17 protein-coding genes are annotated in these 17,981 nt (G+C 73.7%); 9 read left to right on the forward strand and 8 right to left on the reverse strand.

Going from position 1 to position 17,981, the window contains the following annotated elements; genetic code table 11:
* Positions 1 to 163: 163 nt before the first annotated feature.
* Positions 164 to 643 (reverse strand): GNAT family N-acetyltransferase, encoded by a 480-nt coding sequence (locus IE237_RS31325; RefSeq protein ID WP_189805519.1) that lies wholly within the window; start codon positions 641 to 643, stop codon positions 164 to 166.
* Positions 644 to 693: 50 nt separating this feature from the next.
* Between IE237_RS31325 and IE237_RS31330 the strand changes: the two genes are divergently transcribed.
* From IE237_RS31330 to IE237_RS31340, 3 genes are read left to right on the forward strand one after another with little or no spacing between them, the layout of a single operon-like run.
* Positions 694 to 1,497, forward strand: a complete 804-nt coding sequence (locus tag IE237_RS31330) for an exodeoxyribonuclease III (RefSeq protein ID WP_189805520.1) — start codon at positions 694 to 696, stop codon at positions 1,495 to 1,497.
* A gap of 53 nt (positions 1,498 to 1,550) precedes the next feature.
* Positions 1,551 to 2,246 carry a response regulator transcription factor gene (locus tag IE237_RS31335; protein WP_189805521.1) on the forward strand — a complete coding sequence of 232 codons (696 nt, stop codon included), beginning with the start codon at positions 1,551 to 1,553 and terminating at the stop codon, positions 2,244 to 2,246.
* Between the two features lie 4 nt (positions 2,247 to 2,250).
* Complete coding sequence (locus IE237_RS31340) at positions 2,251 to 3,906, forward strand: sensor histidine kinase (protein WP_189805522.1); 1,656 nt, start codon at positions 2,251 to 2,253, stop codon at positions 3,904 to 3,906.
* Here IE237_RS31340 and IE237_RS31345 read toward each other — a convergent pair.
* From IE237_RS31345 to IE237_RS31370, 6 genes are all read right to left on the reverse strand, one after another.
* The gene (locus IE237_RS31345) at positions 3,903 to 4,268 is read right to left on the reverse strand and encodes an SH3 domain-containing protein (protein WP_189805523.1); all 366 of its coding nucleotides are present in this window, start codon (positions 4,266 to 4,268) and stop codon (positions 3,903 to 3,905) included. The genes IE237_RS31340 and IE237_RS31345 overlap by 4 nt on opposite strands.
* Before the next feature lie 378 nt (positions 4,269 to 4,646).
* A complete protein-coding gene (locus IE237_RS31350; protein WP_189805524.1) occupies positions 4,647 to 5,876 on the reverse strand; it encodes an ABC transporter permease in 1,230 nt (409 codons plus the stop codon).
* Positions 5,873 to 6,586 (reverse strand): ABC transporter ATP-binding protein, encoded by a 714-nt coding sequence (locus IE237_RS31355; RefSeq protein ID WP_229843002.1) that lies wholly within the window; start codon positions 6,584 to 6,586, stop codon positions 5,873 to 5,875. Before IE237_RS31355 ends, IE237_RS31350 begins: the two co-directional genes overlap by 4 nt.
* Entirely contained in the window at positions 6,583 to 7,962 is a 1,380-nt protein-coding gene (locus tag IE237_RS31360; protein ID WP_229843003.1) for a peptidoglycan-binding domain-containing protein, read from the reverse strand. The genes IE237_RS31355 and IE237_RS31360 overlap by 4 nt, the downstream gene beginning before the upstream one ends.
* Before the next feature lie 3 nt (positions 7,963 to 7,965).
* Positions 7,966 to 8,562, reverse strand: coding sequence for a hypothetical protein (locus IE237_RS31365; protein ID WP_189805525.1), 597 nt, complete (start codon positions 8,560 to 8,562; stop codon positions 7,966 to 7,968).
* A gap of 146 nt (positions 8,563 to 8,708) precedes the next feature.
* Complete coding sequence (locus IE237_RS31370; protein ID WP_189805668.1) at positions 8,709 to 9,329, reverse strand: MerR family transcriptional regulator; 621 nt, start codon at positions 9,327 to 9,329, stop codon at positions 8,709 to 8,711.
* Positions 9,330 to 9,576: 247 nt separating this feature from the next.
* Here IE237_RS31370 and IE237_RS31375 point away from each other — a divergent pair, with 247 nt between their 5' ends.
* The 5 genes from IE237_RS31375 to IE237_RS31395 all read left to right on the forward strand — a co-directional run bounded on the left by IE237_RS31375 (position 9,577) and on the right by IE237_RS31395 (position 13,822).
* Positions 9,577 to 11,094, forward strand: coding sequence for a flavin-containing monooxygenase (locus tag IE237_RS31375; RefSeq protein ID WP_189805526.1), 1,518 nt, complete (start codon positions 9,577 to 9,579; stop codon positions 11,092 to 11,094).
* On the forward strand, positions 11,091 to 12,017 hold the full coding sequence (locus tag IE237_RS31380; RefSeq protein ID WP_189805527.1) for an alpha/beta fold hydrolase: 927 nt from the start codon (positions 11,091 to 11,093) through the stop codon (positions 12,015 to 12,017). The genes IE237_RS31375 and IE237_RS31380 overlap by 4 nt, the downstream gene beginning before the upstream one ends.
* Complete coding sequence (locus tag IE237_RS31385; RefSeq protein ID WP_189805528.1) at positions 12,014 to 12,904, forward strand: SDR family oxidoreductase; 891 nt, start codon at positions 12,014 to 12,016, stop codon at positions 12,902 to 12,904. The genes IE237_RS31380 and IE237_RS31385 overlap by 4 nt, the downstream gene beginning before the upstream one ends.
* A 109-nt stretch (positions 12,905 to 13,013) precedes the next feature.
* Positions 13,014 to 13,199 carry a hypothetical protein gene (locus tag IE237_RS31390; RefSeq protein WP_189805529.1) on the forward strand — a complete coding sequence of 62 codons (186 nt, stop codon included), beginning with the start codon at positions 13,014 to 13,016 and terminating at the stop codon, positions 13,197 to 13,199.
* Positions 13,200 to 13,321: 122 nt separating this feature from the next.
* Positions 13,322 to 13,822 (forward strand): GNAT family N-acetyltransferase, encoded by a 501-nt coding sequence (locus tag IE237_RS31395; protein WP_189805530.1) that lies wholly within the window; start codon positions 13,322 to 13,324, stop codon positions 13,820 to 13,822.
* 32 nt (positions 13,823 to 13,854) lie between these two features.
* On the opposite strand, the gene IE237_RS31400 is transcribed toward IE237_RS31395, so the two are convergent.
* The gene (locus IE237_RS31400) at positions 13,855 to 17,160 is read right to left on the reverse strand and encodes a S41 family peptidase (RefSeq protein ID WP_189805531.1); all 3,306 of its coding nucleotides are present in this window, start codon (positions 17,158 to 17,160) and stop codon (positions 13,855 to 13,857) included.
* A gap of 163 nt (positions 17,161 to 17,323) precedes the next feature.
* Here IE237_RS31400 and IE237_RS31405 point away from each other — a divergent pair, with 163 nt between their 5' ends.
* Positions 17,324 to 17,896 (forward strand): TetR/AcrR family transcriptional regulator, encoded by a 573-nt coding sequence (locus IE237_RS31405; protein ID WP_189805532.1) that lies wholly within the window; start codon positions 17,324 to 17,326, stop codon positions 17,894 to 17,896.
* Positions 17,897 to 17,981 lie beyond the last annotated feature (85 nt).

Genomic DNA, 17,981 nt, shown 5'->3' on the forward strand with positions numbered 1-17,981 from the left:
TGGGAAAAGATCTCTAAGTCGCCGCGTCGTGCCTGATGGGGCCGACTCGTGAACACCCCACAGACACGGGAATCCCGTCCGATCGCAAGATCGGGCGGGATTTCTGCTTTTCCCGTGCGGGCCGCGCGGGCCCGCGCTCCCTGAGCGCGGGTCAGCGGCGGCGTCAGACCAGGGGCTTCGCGAAGCAGCGGCTGTTCGGGTAGTCGCGGTAGTGGCCGAACTTGGCGCAGGGCGTGTAGCCGCTGGACGTGTAGAGGGCTATGGCCTCCGGCTGGGCGCTGCCCGTCTCCAGGACCATGCGGACGCGGCCGGCGGCGCGGGCGTCGGCCTCCAGGGCGGCGAGGATGCGGCGGGCCAGGCCCAGGCCGCGGGCCTCGGGGATCACGTACATGCGCTTGAGTTCGGCGTCGCCGTCCGCGTAGCCGTGGTCGTTCTCGTCCTGGGTGCGCCAGCCGCCCGTGGCGACCGGCCGGCCCTCGGGGTCGTACGCGAGCAGGTAGAGGCCGTGCGGCGGGGCGAACATTCCGGCGTCCAGCGGTGTGACGTCGCCCTCGTCGCCGTAGCGGACGGCGTACTCCGCCTGGACCGCGTCGTTGAGTTTGACGGCGTCGGGGTGGTCATAGGGCGTGGGCTGGATGTTCATGCGGTCAAGTGTATATGTGTGCATGAGGGTGGTGTCGGTATTCTCCCGGGATGCTCACTGTGACGTCCGTGAATGTCAATGGTCTCCGCGCCGCCGCCAAGAAGGGCTTCGTCGAGTGGCTGGCCGGCACCTCCGCCGATGCCGTCTGCCTCCAGGAGGTCCGCGCCGAGGAGGCGCAGCTGCCCGAGGAGGTGCGCGCGCCCGAGGGCTGGTTCACCGTCCACGCCCCCGCCGCCGCCAAGGGCCGCGCCGGGGTCTCCCTGTACACGCGCCGCGAGCCCGACGCCGTGCGGATCGGTTTCGGGTCCGCCGAGTTCGACACCGCCGGCCGGTACGTCGAGGCCGACCTGCCCGGCGTGACCGTCGCCAGCCTCTACCTGCCCTCCGGCGAGGTCGGCACCGAGCGCCAGGACGAGAAGTACCGGTTCATGGGCGAGTTCCTGCCGTACCTGAAGGAGCTCAGGACCCGCGCCGCCGCCGACGGGCGCGAGGTCGTCGTCTGCGGCGACTGGAACATCGCCCACCAGGAGGCCGACCTCAAGAACTGGAAGGCCAACAGGAAGAACGCCGGCTTCCTGCCCGAGGAGCGGGAGTGGCTGAGCCGCGTCCTCGACGAGGGCGACGGCGGCTACGTGGACGTCGTGCGCGGGCTCCACCCCGAGCAGGAGGGCCCCTACTCCTGGTGGTCCTACCGCGGGCGCGCCTTCGACAACGACAGCGGCTGGCGCATCGACTACCAGATCGCCACCCCCGGCCTCGCCGCCAAGGCGGTCAAGGCCCACGTCGAGCGGGCCGCCACCCACGACGAGCGGTGGAGCGATCACGCCCCCGTGACCGCCGTCTACGAGATGTAGGCCGCCCCACGCGGTACCGTGCTCGGAATTGACGGGACCGGGTGGGGGCATCGTTGAGCGCGCGCATTCTCATCGCCGAGGACGACGAAAAGCAGTCACGGCTGATTCGGATCTATCTGGAGCGGGAGGGGAATTCCGTCCAGGTCGTCGCGGACGGCCGCTCCGCATTGGAACGCGTCCGATCCGTACGGCCGGATCTCGTCGTCCTCGACGTGATGCTGCCTTTCGTCGACGGCCTCGACGTGTGCCGCATTCTGCGCTCCGAGGGATCGGACGTCCCGATCCTGCTGCTCACCGCCCGCAGCACCGAGGAGGACATGCTCCTCGGCCTCGACCTCGGCGCCGACGACTACCTCACCAAGCCGTACAGCCCGCGCGAGCTCACCGCCCGGGTCCGCGCCCTGCTCCGCCGGTCCCGGGCGACCGGCGCGGCCGCCCGGGACGTGCTGCTGCGGGTCGGCGCGGTCGAGCTCGACACCGCCCGCTTCGAGGTCCGGGTCGCCGGCCGGCCGGTGGTCCTGACCTCGAAGGAGTTCTCCCTCCTGGAGGTCCTGGCCCGCGAACCGGGCCGGGTCTTCACCCGGGCGCAGATCATCGAGCGGGTCTTCGGCTTCGGCAGCGACGTCCTGGAGCGCACGGTCGACGTCCACGTCCGCAACCTCCGGCTGAAACTGGAGCCCGACCCGGCCCGGCCCCGGCACCTGGAGACCGTGTACGGGCGGGGATACCGCCTCTCCGAAGGAGAGTGACGGCGTGAGCTTCCGGCTGCGGGTCTTCTCGCTCGTCCTGCTCGTCGCCGTGGCCGCCAGCGGCGCCACCGCCTGGCTCACCCTGCGGCAGCTCACCGGACAGGTCCGCGAGTCCGCCGCCGCCGACCGCCAGTCCATGGCGGCCATCACCGAGGAGCTGCGCGCGTACGGCGCCGGGCACGGCACCTGGGACGGCGTCGCCGCCACCGTGCGCACCCTCGCCGAGGAGACCGGGCAGCGCATCCGGATCGGCACCGACCGGCAGGGCCAGATCGCCGACTCCGACACCCTCCTCGGCCGCGATCCGCGCCCCGGCGGCACCGCGCCCCCGCTGCTCGTCGACCCCAGGCCCCAGCTGGAGTTCCCCGCGGGCTGGGACGCCGCGTCCATGCGCAAGGTGACGCCCAACGTGATCGCGAGCTACACCTCCGACGTCTCCTACGCGGCCTGCCTGACCCGGCTCGGACAGCCGGTCACCGTCCTGCGCGGCAAGTTCGGCATGCCGGCCTTCCAGGACGGCGGGAAGGCCCCGGGAGGCGCACCCTGCGCCGGGACCGGCTCGGGCCCGCGCCAGGCCCACACCGCCGCGGCCGAGGCCTGCCCCCTCTCGGGGAGGGCCGGAACGCTCGCGTGCCTGCGCCGGGTCTTCACCGAGCGCACCGCCGCCGTCGCCCCCCAGCCGCTGACCGTGCGGCTCGGCGCCGTCGACGACGCCGGGCAGACCCTCGCCGCCGGCCCGACCGCGCTGGTCGCCGCCGGAGTCGCCGCCGCCGTCCTCGCCTGCGCGCTGCTCCTCGGCCGGGCCGTCCTCCGTCCCGTACGCGCCCTCACGGCGGCCTCCCGGGGGCTCGGCGAGGGCGACCTGGGCCGCAGGGTGCCCGCCTCCGGGCGGGACGAGATCGCCGAGCTGGGCCGGTCCTTCAACCGGATGGCCGGCTCCCTCCAGGACAGCGAGGAGCGGCAGCGCCGCCTCGTCGGGGACATCGCCCACGAACTGCGCACCCCGCTCGCCAACCTGCGCGGCTATCTGGAGGCGCTCCAGGACGGCGTCCTGGAGGCCGACGCCGAGCTGCTCGACTCGCTCCACGAGGAGGTGCTGCTCCAGCAGCGGATCGTGGACGACCTGCAGGACCTGGCGCTCGCCGAAGCGGGCGCCCTCACGTACCACCGCAGGCCGCTGGACGCGCGGGAGCTGGTCGAGGCCTGCCGGACCGCGCACAGCGCCCGGGCCGCGGCGGCCGGGGTCGCCCTGGAGGCCGTGGGCGCGGGCCCCGGCACCGTACGGCTGTACGGGGACCCGGACCGGCTGCGCCAGGCGCTCGGGAACCTCGTCGGGAACGCCGTGCGGCACACGGCCCCCGGGGGCGGTGTGCGGCTCGAACTGGACGAGCGGGGCGAGATGGTGCGGATCGCGGTCAGGGACACCGGCAGCGGCATCCCGGCCGCCGATCTGCCGCACCTCTTCGACCGCTTCTGGCGGGCGGACGCGGCGCGCGGGCGGGCCACCGGCGGCAGCGGGCTCGGGCTCTCGATCGCCCGGCAGATCGTGGCGGACCATCACGGGGCCGTCGAGGTGGCGTCCGAGGTGGGCGTGGGGTCCGTGTTCACGGTGGTGCTGCCGGCCCCGCGGGGCGGGGCCGGCGGCGGGGTGCGGGACTAGCAGGAGGAGCTCGCCCCGTTGTTGTTCAGCAGGCTGTCCTTGATCCAGCCCGAGACGCCCGTGCTGTTGTCTCGGACGTGCGACCACGTGCCGTTCTCGCCCGACACCCAGCAGTGCAGGGTGAGGCTGTGGCTCGCCTGGGCCTGGCCGTGCGAGACGCACTCGGTCGTCGGGCCCGAGCGGATGTTCACGTAGTTCGAGTTGGTGCTGCCGCCCGCGTTGTCCTTGTTGGACCAGCCGGGGTTGTAGCAGGCGGCGGCACCTTCCGGCGCGGCCACGGCCGCCGTGGCCGGCAGTACGAGGCCGCCGGTGGCCGCGACGGCGCCGAGGGCCACCGCGGCGAGCTTCGTCCGAAGACGCATCGATCTCTCCTGAACTCTTGGTCGTTCCCGCCGGGCGATGCGCCGGGCGGGCGGGCCGGTTCGTTCGAGTGCGGAGAAAGAATTGCCCGGAGGGGAGAAATCCTTCAATGGGTGGACGCGGTATCGGCTGCTTTTCGGCGGTGGGTTCAGGGCGGTGGTGGAGAAGTATTTCAGGACTGTTGCGCGGGAGTGCGGGAACGTCCTTTCCTCCTCCGGTCGCCGGGCCTCCGGAGCCCGTGACGGGCATGCGGAGAGAAAGGAATCGGCTTCCGTTCCGCCGGATTTCCCGATTCCGACTCCGGGGGAACGGGCGGGAAGCGGCCAACCCGCTCCGGGGCGGTGCCCGGACCAGGTTGGCCGCTTCCGGCGGGCCGCGCGTCAGGTGCCGGCCAGCGCCACCGTCGGTGCCAGCCGGCTCGCCCGTACCGCCGGATAGAGGCCCGCGATCATCCCGATCACCAGCGTCGCCCCCACCCCGGCCGCCGTCGCCCACACCGGGACGACCGTCGGCCAGCCCCGGCTCAGCGCGTAGGCGGCGGTGATCAGCGTCCCGAGGACGGTCCCGCCGAGGCCGCCGATCACCGACAGGAGCAGGGACTCCGTGACGAACTGGGTGCGGATCTGGCCCCGGGTGGCGCCGAGCGCCCGGCGCAGCCCGATCTCCGGGCGGCGTTCGAGGACGGAGATCACCATCGTGTTGCCGACGCCGACCCCGCCGACGAGCAGCGCGACCCCGCCGAGGCCGAGGAGCAGTCCGGTCAGCGCCGACTCGGTGGCCTCGCGGGCCGCGAGCGCGTCGGAGGGGCGGGAGACCTGCACCTCCCCGGGCTTCTCCGGGTTCGCCGTGGCCGGGAGCACCGCCCGTACCGCCGTGACGGCGCTGTCCTCGGTGCGGACGTAGACCGTCGAGGGATGGCCGTCGAACCGCAGGTACGTCCGGGCGGCCGGCCAGCCGACGAGCGCCGCGCCGTCCAGCTCCGGAGCGAGCGGTACGGGGTCGAGGACGCCGACCAGGGAGAACCAGCGGCCGCCGATCCAGACCCGGGTCCCCGGGGTGTACACGTCGAGCCGTCGGGCGGCCGTCGCGCCGAGCACGACCGCCGGGTAGCGCTCGGTCGCCGCGTCCAGCCAGCGGCCCCGGCGCAGCCGGCCGCCGACGGCGGGGAGCAGGCCGTCGTCCGCCGCCAGGACGGCGAGGGAGCCGGTGCGGCCGACGGCGATCCGCTCGTTGCGGTAGATCTTCGCGTCGGTGGTGCCGGTGGCGGCGACCTCGCGGACCGGCGGGATGCGGTCGATCATCGGGACCGCCTCGACGGGGAGGCGGGTCTTCTGCCCGGTCAGGGTGGCGCCGGGCGCGACCCGGAGGAGGTTGGTGCCGAGCGCGTCGAGCCGGCGGTCCACCTCCGCCTGGCCCGAGCCGGAGATGCCGACCACCGCGATCATGGCGGCGACGCCGATCGCGATGCCGAGCGCGGAGAGGAACACCCGCAGCGGGCGGGTGCGCAGCCCGGTGCCGCCGAGCCGGACGACGTCGGCGGGCCGCAGCCGGGCCGGCCGCAGGGCGGTGCTCCGCCGTCCGCCGTGCCGTCCTCGGGGGGCGGGGATCATCCGTGCGCTCCGATCGGATCCGTGGCGCTGTCCGCCACCACCCGGCCGTCGCGCATCTCGATACGGCGGGGGAGGGCGGCCGCGATCTCCCGGTCGTGGGTGATGACGACGACGGTCGTGCCCGAGGCGTGCAGTTCGCGCAGGAGCGTCAGGACGGCCGCTCCCGACGCGGAGTCCAGGTTCCCCGTCGGTTCGTCGGCGAGCAGGACCGCCGGTCCGCCGACCACCGCCCGTGCCACGGCGACCCGCTGGCGTTCGCCTCCGGAGAGCTGGTGCGGCAGGTGGTGGACGCGGTGGCTGAGCCCGACCCGGGCGAGGGCCGCCGCGGCCCGTGCCCGGCGGCGGCGCAGCGGGATCCCGGCGTACAGCAGGCCGTCCGCGACCGAGTCCAGGACCGGGACGCCGACGGCCAGGTGGAACTGCTGGAAGACGAAGCCGATCCGGGTGGCCCGCAGCGCGGAGACCTCCCGGTCCGTCAGCTCCGCCACGTCGTGGCCGTCGACCAGGACGTGGCCCGCCGACGGCCGGTCGAGGCTGCCCATCAGGTTCAGCATGCTGGACTTCCCGGAGCCCGACGGGCCCACGATCGCGACGAGTTCGCCGCGCCGGACGCGCAGGCTCACGTCGCGGACCGCCGCCACGCCGCCGGGGTACGTCTTCGAGACCGCCCGGAACTCCACCACGGCGTCGGGGGCCGTGTCCGTGCTCACTGGGGGATCCTCACCTTCAGGCCCGCGCGCAGCGCCGGGCCGCTCACCTCGACCATGCCGTCGGCGAAGAGGCCCGTGCGGGCGGTGACGAACCGGCCGTCCTCGGTCTCCAGGCCGTGGCCGCCCTCGGCGAGCGCGACCAGGGCGGCCACGGGGACGGCCAGGACGTTCTCGCGCTTCCTGCCCACGTACTCGACGGAGACCGGGCCGCTCTCCAGGCGGCCCAGGGAGCGCTGGTCGGTGATCGTGACGGTGACCGGGACCGTGGGTGCCGCGCCGCTGGTACCGCCGTCCCCCTCGGGTGCGGTCGCCTGCCTGCCGACCGAGGCGACCTGGCCCTTCACGGCCGTGCCGTCGGGCAGGCCGACGGTGACCCCGGCGCCGCGCACGGCCCAGGACGCCTCCTGGGCGGAGGCGTCGACGACGACCTTGCGGGTGGTGCCGGTGTAGCCGAGGACGTTCTCGCCGGCCGCCGCGCCCAGCCGGACGCTCGGCTGTCCGAGCCGGATGCGGCCGGAGGCGTACACGACGTCGCCGAGGCCGACCCGGCCGGTCTCGGGCAGGCCCAGGGACTTCTGCCAGCGTTTGACGGCCCGTTCGGTGCCGGAGGTGAACCGTTCGTCGACGGTGAAGCCGGTGTAGCCGAGCGCGGCGAGGTTGGACTCGAACTGGAGGACGTCCATGCCCCGGAGCGGCTGCGGGGGAGTGGACCGCGGGGGCGCGTCGGTGCCCCCGCCACCGCCCGTGTTCCCGCCTCCGCCCGTGTCCGTGCCGCCGCCCGTGCCGGTGGTCCCGCCCGAGGCCGTCCCCGTACCGCCGTCGGTACCGCCGTCCGTGCCGCCCTTGCCGCCGGCGCCCCCCGGCGCCGGCGGGGTCGGGTTCCCGGTGGTGTCCGGAGCCGCGGTCCCGGCCGTCGTGCCCAGTTCGCGGTACATCGGCAGGGTCCCGTAGAGCAGGACCACCGGCCGGTCGTCGACGCGGAGCAGGGTGTCCCCGCGCTCGGCGACGGTGCCCGGCTCCGGGAGCCAGGTGACGGTGCCGGACGCCTTGGCCGGCAGCGGGATCTCCGCCCCGTACCCCAGCGTGCCGTCCACCTTGGTGCGTTCGACCAGGGTGGCCCGGGTGACCGCGACCGTGGAGCCCGCTCTCGGCGGGGCGGCGGGGCCCTCGCCCCCGTCGCCGCCCAGGCCGAGCGCGCCGACCACGGCGACCGCCGTGACCACCACGAAGGCGGCGGTGACGAGGACGGTACGGCTCCGGCGGCGGCCCGGGGCGTGCGGGGGAGCCGTCCCCTCCTGCGTCGGCTCCACCTCCGCCCCGGCGGCCGGTGGGGCCCCGTCCCGGTCCTCGTCCCTGTCCGTGAACATCCCGCTCATCGCTCAGCCCTTGCCCGGGCCCTGCTCGACGGGGTCGCCGATGAGCGGCGCGCAGGTGCGGGCGGCCTGCTTGGCGGCGGCGGTGGTGGAGTCCCACTGGACGTCCCCGTACACGTTGCCGTCGGGCTCGGGGTCGGGGAAGTCGGGGGCGCCGTTCTTCTGCATGCAGTCGGCGTAGGCGAACTGGGTCTTGATCTGTTCGGGCGTCAGCTTGGGGGCGAGCCTGCGCTCGATCTCGGCGGGGACCGGCGGGTTGAGCGGGCCGCACTTCTCCGAGGCCTTGATGAAGGCCGGGTTCTTCTTGAGGGCTCCTGTGTCGCCGAGGTCGACCTGGCCGTTCGCGTCGGGGTCGGGGGCGTCGATGTGGTTCTCGCGCAGGCACTTCACATAGGCCCGCTTGGCCTCGACGTACGCGGCGACCTCGTCCTTGCCGCCGGCGTCGCCGCTCCCCTTCGTGGCCTTGCCCGTGCCGGTGGAGGAGGTGCCGTCGCCGGCCGTCGGGATCTTCCCGGCCCCGTCGCCTCCGCCACCGCCGCAGCCGGTCAGCGCGAAGGCCGTGACCGCCGCGGCGGCGGCCAGCAGCATCCGGTTCGTCCTCATCGGTTCTCCCGTTCCTCCTGTCGGGCCCGGCCGCGGGCGCGGCGGGTGGACCGACCGTAGGGCGGAGGTCATGAAGAACCGTTGAAGAACCTGTCAGGCGATCATGAGGGCGCCGCAGAGCCTCGGCATGAGGTCGCCGCAGGGCCTCAGGGGGTCTCGCGCAGCCGCCGGTCGAGGGCCATCGACAGCTCGGCCTCGACCACGCTCTTGGCGAGCGGGCGCAGTCGCCAGAGGTCGTCCCCGTCCGCGTGGGCGCGCAGGAGCGCGGTGAAGAGCTCGGCGAGGGCGTCGGCGTGTTCGCGGACGCGGGCGCCGGCCTTGAGGACCTCGGCGAGCGGGACGCCCTCCCGGACCAGGGCGGCGGAGACGTCGAGGAGGCGGCGGCTGATGTGGATGATCTCCTCGCCGTCGGTGAGGAGGTAGCCGAGGTCGAGCGCGGCGGCGAGGTTCTCGGCGGTGACCTCGCCGGCGAAGTGGTCGGCGAGTTCCTCGGGGGTGAGGCGGACCGGCTCCTCCTCGGAGGGGGCGGGGAGGGCGAGGACCTCGCGGACGTTGCGGCCGCTCTCGAAGGCGGTGGTGAGGTCGGCGATGCCGTTGAGGGTGTGGCCGCGCTCCAGGAGGGCGGCGATGGTGCGCAGCCGGGCGAGGTGGTTGTCGTCGTACCAGGCGATCCGGCCCTCGCGGCGGGGCGGCGGGATCAGGCCGCGTTCGCGGTAGAAGCGCAGGGTGCGCACGGTGATGCCGGCGGCGGTGGCGAGTTCCTCCATGCGGTACTCGCGGGGGGCGGGCGCGGGTGCGGGTGTGCCCTCGCCCGTGCCGCCGCCTGCCGTGTCGCGCGGGCCGTCCTGTGCGCCCGTCTCGGGACGTGATCCTTCTGCCACACCCGCCAGCCTATGTTGTACCGCCGGTAACTTTCCCTCGTCGTACCCCTACCGCTCGGTATGGAGCTGCTCTACAGTCCCGACTGTGCCAGTGATTGCTGGCGGAATCATGGCCGGGCGCACGGGAGGCGGCATGGCGAAGCACGAGCACGTAAGGGTGGCGGTGATCGGGTCGGGATTCGGCGGCATCGGGGCCGCCGTCCGGCTGCGCCGCGAGGGGATCACCGACTTCGTCGTCCTGGAGCGGGCCGACTCCGTGGGCGGCGCCTGGCGCGACAACAGCTACCCCGGCTGCGCCTGCGACGTCCCCTCCCACCTCTACTCCTTCTCCTTCGCGCCCAACCCGGACTGGCCCCGGACCTTCTCCGGGCAGCGCCACATCCGCGCCTACCTGGAGCACGTCACCGACACCTTCGGGATCCGTCCGCACCTCCGCCTGAACCACGAGGTGCTGAAGGCGCGGTGGGACGCGGAGACGCTGCGGTGGGAGATCGAGACCAGCGGCGGCAGCTTCAGCGCCGAGGTCCTCGTCTCCGCCGCCGGACCGCTCTCCGACCCGCAGATCCCCGACATCCCGGGCCTCGCGGACTTCCCCGGCAAGGTCTTCCACTCGGCGCGCTGGGACCACGACTACGACCTGCGCGGCAAGCGCGTCGCCATGGTCGGCACCGGCGCCTCCGCCATCCAGATCGTGCCCGAGATCCAGCGCGAGGTCGGGAAGCTCACCCTCTTCCAGCGCACGCCCCCCTGGGTCATGCCGCGCATGGACCGCGCGATCAGCGCCCCCGAGCGCTGGCTCCACCGCACGCTCCCGGCCACGGCCACCCTGCGCCGGGGCATCCTCTGGGGCATCCGCGAGCTCCAGGTCGGCGCCTTCACCAAGCACCCCAACGAGCTCGGCCTGGTCGAGAAGCTCGCCAGGGCCAACATCGCCCGGGCCGTCAAGGACCCGGAGCTGCGGGCCAAGCTGACGCCCTCGTACCGCATCGGCTGCAAGCGCATCCTGCTCTCCAACACGTACTACCCGGCCCTCGTCCAGCCCAACGTGGACGTCGTCGCCTCCGGACTGCGCGAGGTCCGCGGCTCGACCGTGATCGCCGCGGACGGCACCGAGACCGAGGTCGACGCGATCGTCTTCGGCACGGGCTTCCACGTCACCGACATCCCGATCGCCTCACGCGTCGTCGGCGCCGAGGGCCACACGCTCGCCGAGTCCTGGAAGGACGGGGTCCAGGTGCTGCGGGGGGCCACCGCCGGCGGCTTCCCCAACCTCGTGATGATCATCGGGCCGAACACCGGCCTCGGGAACTCCTCCATGATCCTCATGATCGAGTCCCAGCTGAACTACCTCGCCGACTACCTCCGCCAGATCGACGTGCTCGGAGGCCGGGCCGCCCTCGCCGTCCGCCCCTCCGCCGTCGGCGCCTGGAACCGCAAGGTCCAGTCCCGGATGGAGCGGACCGTGTGGAAGGCGGGCGGCTGCAACAGCTGGTACCTCGACGCCGCCGGCAACAACACCACCCTGTGGCCGGGCACCACGGCCGAGTTCCGGCGCGAGACCCGGCAGGTCGACCTCTCCGAGTACGAGGTGATCCGCGCGCCCAAGCCCGTCGCCCGCACCGCCCGGAAGAAGAAGGAGACCGCCACGTGACGCTCCAGAGCCTGCCCGCCCCCCGCGCGCTCACCGCCGTCTCCGCCGACGGCACCCCGGTGCACGTCGAGGTGTACGGCCCCGAGGGCGCGCCCGCCGTCGTCCTCTCCCACGGCTGGACCTGCTCGATCGCCTTCTGGGCCGAGCAGATACGGGCCCTCGCCGCCGACCACCGGGTCATCGCCTACGACCAGCGCGGCCACGGCCGGACCCCCGCGCCCGCCGCGACCGGCGGCGCCGGCTACTCCACGACGGCGCTCGCCGACGACCTGGAGGCGGTGCTCGCGGCCACCCTCGGCCCCGGCGAGCGGGCCGTCCTCGCCGGCCACTCCATGGGCGGCATGACGATCATGGCGGCCGCCGGGCGCCCCGCCCTCCGGCAGTACGCCGCCGCCGTCCTGCTCTGCTCCACCGGACCCTCGCGGCTGACCGCCGAGGCCACCGTCGTGCCGCTCCGGCCCGGCGGGACGCGCAGCCGGCTGACCGCGGCCGTCCTCGGCGCGAAGGCGCCGCTCGGCCCGGTCAACGCCGTCTCGAAGAAGGTCCTGAGGTACGCGACGATGGGACCGGGCGCGGCTCCGGAGCGGGTCGAGGCCTGCGCCCGGATCGTGCACGCCTGCCCGCGCGGCGCCCGCCACGGCTGGTCGCAGGTCCTGGCCGGGCTCGACCTCGAAGCGGGGCTGCGGGAGCTGCGGCTGCCGGTGGCCGTGCTCGTCGGCACCGCCGACCGGCTCACCCCGCCCGTGCACTCCCATGTGATGGTGGAGGCGCTGCCGCACTGCACGGGCCTCGTCCAGCTGGCCGGCATGGGCCACATGACACCGGTGGAGGCCCCCGAGGCCGTCACCGCGCAGATCCGTGAACTGACCCTCACGTACCTGGGCGCGAAGTCCGGGGAGCAGGAGAAGGAGAAGCAGGCATGAGCAGGGTGAGCCTGGAAGGACAGGTCGCGGTCGTCACCGGCGGGGCCCGCGGCGTCGGGGAACTCCTCGCCCGCAAGCTCTCCGCGCGCGGCGCGAAGATCGCGCTCGTCGGCCTGGAGCCGGAGCAGCTGAAGGAGGTCGCCGGGCGGCTGCACACCGAGGCCGACTGGTGGCACGCCGACGTCACCGACCACGAGGCGATGGCCAGGGTCGCGGCCGAGGTGAAGGAACGCTTCGGGAAGGTCGACATCGTCGTCGCCAACGCCGGTGTCGCGGCGGGCGGTCCCTTCGTCGACTCCGACCCGGTCGCCTGGCGGCGGGTCATCGAGGTCAACCTCATCGGCGGCGCCGTGACGGGCCGGGCGTTCCTGCCGGTCCTCATGGAGTCCCGGGGGTACTTCCTCCAGATCGCCTCGCTCGCGGCCATCACCCCGGCCCCGATGATGACCGCGTACTGCGCCTCCAAGTCGGGCGTCGAGGCCTTCGCGCACAGCCTGCGCGCCGAGGTCGCGTACAAGGGCGTGAAGGTCGGCGTCGGCTACCTCTCGTGGACCGACACGGACATGGTGCGGGGCGCGGACCAGGACGACGTGATGAAGGAGCTGCGGCAGCGGCTGCCGTGGCCCTCGAACCGCACGTACCCGCTCGGCCCGGCCGTCGACCGGATCGTGGCGGGCATCGAGCGGCGCTCGGCCCATGTGTACGCACAGTGGTGGCTGCGCGGGATGCAGTCGGTCCGCGGCTACCTGCCCTCCCTGATCGCCACGGTCGGGCAGCGCGAGATGCGCCGCTTCGAGCCGCGCCTGGGCTCGGTCTCCAAGGGCCTGGTGGGCGCGGGCGGCGCGGCCGACGAACAGGCGCGGGCCGAGGGTCCCTCCGTGCGGTAGCCGTCCGTAACTGATCGAAATGCGTGGAATGTTCGCCCGTGCAAGGCTGGTCGAGGCCCGAGGGGCACATCGCCCCCGGCCCCCCACACCCGTCGAGGAGTGAACTTCCATGGGCATGCAGGACCAGTTCAAGGACAAGGCCAAGCAGGCTTCGGACAAGGCCAGGCAGGCCGCCGGCAAGGCGAAGGACCAGGCCTCCCAGCGCGCCTCCCAGGGCCGCGAGCGGTCCGACGAGGAGACCCGCCGGGCCCAGCAGGAGGCCCAGGACCGCATGGACCTGGACTACGACGCCTGACGCCGGCCCGTCCTTGAGGAAGGCGCACCCGGAACACCGGGTGCGCCTTCGCGCGTGCCCGGGGACGATCTTGGCTCGTAACTCACGCGCGTCCGCCGCCGGATCTTCGTACCGTGGCGGGCATGGCCGTACTTGAGCGACTCCGACCCGACCACGCACCCGCGCTGCTCGCCTTCGAGCGGGAGAACCGTGCCTTCTTCGCCGCGCGCGTGCCCGACCGGGGGGACGGGTACTTCGCGGAGTTCGACGCCCGGCACCGGGAGCTGATCGAGGCGCAGGAGGCGGGCGAGATCCACTTCCATGTGCTCGTCGCCGAGGGCGGGGAGATCGTCGGGCGGGTCAACCTCGTCGACGTGGACGCCGGCGCGGGCAGCGCCGAGCTCGGCTACCGGCTCGCCGAGACGGCCACCGGGCGGGGGCTCGCCACCCGGGGGGTGCGGGAGGTGTGCCGGCTGGCCGTCGAGGAGTACGGGCTCAGCCGGCTGACCGCCTTCGTGGCCCTCGGCAACGACACGTCGAGCGCCGTCCTCGCCCGGGCCGGGTTCGGGGCCGTGGGCGGGGTGACGCTCGACGACGGCGAGCCGGGCACCGCCTACGAGCTGGATCTCGGTCTGGCCTCCTAGGGCCTGTCCGGCGGATCAGGGTCGGACAGGCCCTAGGGGTTCTCCGGCCTCGGGGGCAGTTTCGGGCGGGAGCGGTCCGGGAGGGACTCGTAGCCCGGGGGGCTCGCCGCCGGGGTCTCGTCGAGCAGCCGGAGGGCGACGTGGACCGCGTCGTCGAGCTGGGCGTGCCGGCCCTCGGCCCAGTCGAGGGGGGTGCGCAGGACCGCGAGGTCGGGTTCGACGCCGTGGTTCTCCAGGGACCAGCCGTACTCGGGGAACCAGGCCGCGTTCATCGGCACCGTGATCTGGGTTCCGTCGCCGAGCCGGTGACGGCCGGTCATGCCGACGACCCCGCCCCAGGTGCGCTGTCCGACGACCGGGCCGAGGCCGAGGAGCCTGAAGGCGGCGGTGATCATGTCGCCGTCGGAGGAGGTGGCCTCGTCGGCGAGGGCGACGACGGGGCCGCGCGGGGCGTTGGAGGCGTAACTGACGGGCTGGGCGTTCCGTGTGAGGTCCCAGCCCAGGATGCGGCGGGTCAGCTTCTCCACGACGAGTTCGCTGATGTTGCCGCCGGCGTTGCCGCGCACGTCGACGATGAGGGCCGGCCGGGAGACCTCCATGCGCAGGTCGCGGTTGAACTGGGCCCACCCGGAGCCGCCCATGTCGGGGATGTGGAGGTAGCCGCAGCGGCCGCCGCTGATCTCCCGTACCACCGCGCGCCGTTTGGCGACCCAGTCCTGGTAGCGCAGGGGCCGCTCGTCGACGAGCGGGACGACGGCGACGCGGCGGGCCCGGCCCTCGCCCTCGGCGGGGGTGAAGGTGAGCTCGACGGTGGTGCCGCCGGTGCCGGAGAGCAGCGGGTACGGGCCGGCGACCGGGTCCACGGGCCGGCCGTCGACGTGGGTGAGGACCGCGCCCTCGCGGATGCCGGTGCCGGCGAGCGGGGAGCGGGCCTTGGAGTCGGAGGACTCGCCGGGCAGGATCCGCCGCACGGTCCAGCCGGCCTCCCGGGGCACGAGGTTGACCCCGAGCAGGCCCATCGGCCGCTGGTAGTGCGGCGGTCCCTCGTTGCGGCGGGCGGGGGTGACGTAGGCGTGCGAGGTGCCGAGTTCGCCCATCACCTCGCGGAGCAGGTCGGCGAACTCGTCGGGGGACGCGACCCGTTCGACGAGCGGCCGGTACTGGTCGAGGACGGCCGTCCAGTCGACGCCGCCCATGCCGGGCTCCCAGAAGTAGGCGCGGACGATCCGGCCGGCCTCGTCGAAGGCCTGCCGCCACTCGGCGCCCGGGTCGATCTCGTGCAGGATGCGCCGCAGGTCCAGATAGACGGTGGAGTCGCCGTCCCCGGACTCGGTGGCCGGCACGGCCCGCAGCTCGCCCTCGTCGGCGACGACGAGCCGGGTGCCGTCGCCGCTGACCGCGAACCAGTCGAGGTCCTTGGCGAGTTCGCTCTTGCGGGCCTTGGTGATGGAGAAGTGCTCCAGGGTGGGCTTGCCCGAGGTGTCGGTCGGGTTGGCGAAGGTCTCGCCGAGCGCGCCCGAGATGGGCCAGCGCAGCCAGACCAGGCCGCCGCCGCTGACCGGGTGCAGCGCCGAGTACTTGGAGGCGGAGACCGGGAAGGGCGTGACCCGGTCGGGGAGCCCCTCGATCTCGACGGTGACCGTGCCGTCCGCGGTCTCGGTGTCGTCGTCGGCGGGGTCGAGGCCGCCGGCCGCCGGGCGCCCGTCGGGGAGCAGGGCGAACGGGGAGGGCGTGGCGGAGGAGAGCGGGACGAGGTAGGGGCGGCAGCCGAGCGGGAAGGACAGGTCGCCGGTGTGCACGTCGTACACCGGGTCGAAGCCGCGCCAGGACAGGAAGGCGAGGTAGCGGCCGTCCCGGGTGAAGACCGGGTTCTCGTCCTCGAAGCGCCCGTTGGTGACGTCGACGACGGTGCGGGCGCCGGGGCCGGAGATCCGGGCCATCTTGATGGAGCGCAGGGAGCGGCCGATGCCCGGGTGGGACCAGGTGAGCCAGTCGCCGTCGGGGGAGAAGGCGAGGTCGCGGACGGGCCCGTTGACGGATCTGATGAGTTCGGTGACCTCGCCGTTGGACTCCTCCGTCGCGTCGAGGAGGAGGAGCCGGCCGTCGTGGGAGGCGATCGCGAGCCGCTCGCCGTCCGGGTCGGCGATCAGTTCCTCGACCCGGCCGAGGTCGCCGGAGGCGAGCCTGCGGGGCGGCCGGTCGCCGCTGGCGCGCGGCAGGTAGGCGACCTCGACGGCGTCCTCGCCCTCGGCGTCGGTGACGTACGCGACCTGGCCGCCGCTGCCGAGCATCTCGGGGAGCCGGACCCGGACGCCGGGGGTGTCGATGATCGTGCGGGCGGGTCCGTCGCGGTGCGTGAGCCAGTACAGGCTGCCGCGCACGGAGACGGCGGAGGCCCGGCCGGTCTCGTCGACGGAGACCGCGTCGACGTGGTGGGCGGCCGGCACCTGGTAGGAGCGGCGGCCGACGCGCTGGCCGCCGAGGCGCACCTCCAGCCTGCGGGGGCGGGAGTCGGCGGTGAGGGCGTCGACGATCCACAGGTCGCCCGCGCACTGGTAGACGACCCGGTGTCCGTCGGTGGAGGCGTGCCGGGCGTAGAAGTCGTCGTGGTCGGTGTGGCGGCGCAGCCCGGTGCCGTCGGGCAGGCAGGAGTAGAGGTTGCCGACGCCCTCGTGGTCGGAGAGGAAGGCGATCCGTCCGCCGACGGCCATGGGGGCGTCGAGGTGGCCGCCGATGTCGGGCAGCAGCCGTTCCCCGTGGAGCCAGAGGCGGCCGGTGGCGCCGCCGAGGTAGCGCTTCCAGGCGGCGGGTTCGTGCGGCGGCTTCCCGGTGAGGAGGAGGCTGCGGCGCTCGCCGTCCTGGCCGGTGATCGCGGTGTCGTCGGTGACCGCTATGTCCGAGACGGGGCCCCAGGGCAGCCGGAGGCCGGGGGAGCCGTCGGTGGGGACGGTGTAGGCCCAGGAGTAGTACGAGAAGGGCTGTCCGTGCGAGGAGACGGCGAGGATGTCGGAGCGGCCGTCCTTGTCGGGGGGCGTCCAACCGCAGACCCGGGTGTCGGTGGAGCCCCAGTAGGTGAGGCGCCGGGCGGGGCCGCCGTCGATGGGGACGAGATGGATCTCGGGGTCGAGGCTGCGCCAGTTCGTGTACGCGATGTGCCGCCCGTCCGGCGAGAAGCGCGGGTGTCCGACCCGCGTCCGGTCGACGGTGAGGCGCCAGGCCCGGCCGGGGCGTTGGCCCTCGGGGGCGAGCGGGGCGATCCACAGGTCGTCCTCGGCGGCGAAGCACAGCAGGTCGTCGTGGAGGTGCGGAAAACGGAGATACGCGACGTCGTCACTCACCTGTTCATGCTTTCCGCGCGGAGGGGGCGCGGCAACTCGTACGTGTATGCGGACAGGGCGGGGAGTGTGGCCCAGGACACGTACGAAACGGTTTCGTTTCGCTGTGGGTCTGGGTATATCGTCGTGGTGTACGAAACCGTTTCGTTCGGATCGGAGACCGGCCATGGCACGCAGCAGACTCACTCCCGAGCGGGAGTCCGAGCTGTACGCGGCCGTGCTCGAACTCCTCCGCGAGGTCGGCTACGACGCCCTCACCATGGACGCCGTCGCCGCCCGCACCCACTCCAGCAAGGCCACCCTCTACCGCCAGTGGGGGAGCAAGCCCGAGCTGGTCGCCCGGGCCATGCGGCACAACAAGCCGGTCGACATCACCGAGATCGACACCGGCTCCCTGCGGGGCGACATCCAGGAGATGCTCGCCCTCACGGACGACTGCCAGATGGACAAGGACGCCGCGCTGATGCGGGGTCTCGCCCATGCCGTCCACACCCAACCCGAACTGCACCGCGCGCTGCGCGAGCTGCTCATCGAACCCGAGATGAACGGCCTCGACGAAGTGCTGCAACGAGCGGTCCGCAGGGGCGAGATCGACGCCGGGAACCCGGCGCTGAAGCTCGTCCCGCACATGCTGATCGGTGCGTTCATCGCCCGCCCGCTGATCGAGGATCAGCCGGTCGACCGCGCCTTCCTCAGCGCCTACTTCGACGCCGTGGTGCTCCCCTCACTCGGCGCCTGACCACCTGAAGCACCACCTCTCCACCTGACGACGAACCGCTCACGCCGTCGGGCCGGCTCCCCATGTCCTGTCCCGCCCCACAATG

It is taken from the genome of Streptomyces tanashiensis (assembly GCF_014648895.1).
GTDB lineage: Bacteria > Actinomycetota > Actinomycetes > Streptomycetales > Streptomycetaceae > Streptomyces > Streptomyces tanashiensis.

Coding starts and splice junctions, on each gene's coding strand:
- IE237_RS31395 (WP_189805530.1), top strand. CDS start 13,322: ATGGCCGTACTTGAGCGACTCCGACCCGACCACGCACCCGCGCTGCTC.
- IE237_RS31325 (WP_189805519.1), bottom strand. CDS start 643: ATGAACATCCAGCCCACGCCCTATGACCACCCCGACGCCGTCAAACTC.
- IE237_RS31405 (WP_189805532.1), top strand. CDS start 17,324: ATGGCACGCAGCAGACTCACTCCCGAGCGGGAGTCCGAGCTGTACGCG.
- IE237_RS31390 (WP_189805529.1), top strand. CDS start 13,014: ATGGGCATGCAGGACCAGTTCAAGGACAAGGCCAAGCAGGCTTCGGAC.
- IE237_RS31385 (WP_189805528.1), top strand. CDS start 12,014: ATGAGCAGGGTGAGCCTGGAAGGACAGGTCGCGGTCGTCACCGGCGGG.
- IE237_RS31375 (WP_189805526.1), top strand. CDS start 9,577: ATGGCGAAGCACGAGCACGTAAGGGTGGCGGTGATCGGGTCGGGATTC.
- IE237_RS31345 (WP_189805523.1), bottom strand. CDS start 4,268: ATGCGTCTTCGGACGAAGCTCGCCGCGGTGGCCCTCGGCGCCGTCGCG.
- IE237_RS31350 (WP_189805524.1), bottom strand. CDS start 5,876: ATGATCCCCGCCCCCCGAGGACGGCACGGCGGACGGCGGAGCACCGCC.
- IE237_RS31360 (WP_229843003.1), bottom strand. CDS start 7,962: ATGAGCGGGATGTTCACGGACAGGGACGAGGACCGGGACGGGGCCCCA.
- IE237_RS31370 (WP_189805668.1), bottom strand. CDS start 9,329: ATGGAGGAACTCGCCACCGCCGCCGGCATCACCGTGCGCACCCTGCGC.
- IE237_RS31330 (WP_189805520.1), top strand. CDS start 694: ATGCTCACTGTGACGTCCGTGAATGTCAATGGTCTCCGCGCCGCCGCC.
- IE237_RS31365 (WP_189805525.1), bottom strand. CDS start 8,562: ATGAGGACGAACCGGATGCTGCTGGCCGCCGCCGCGGCGGTCACGGCC.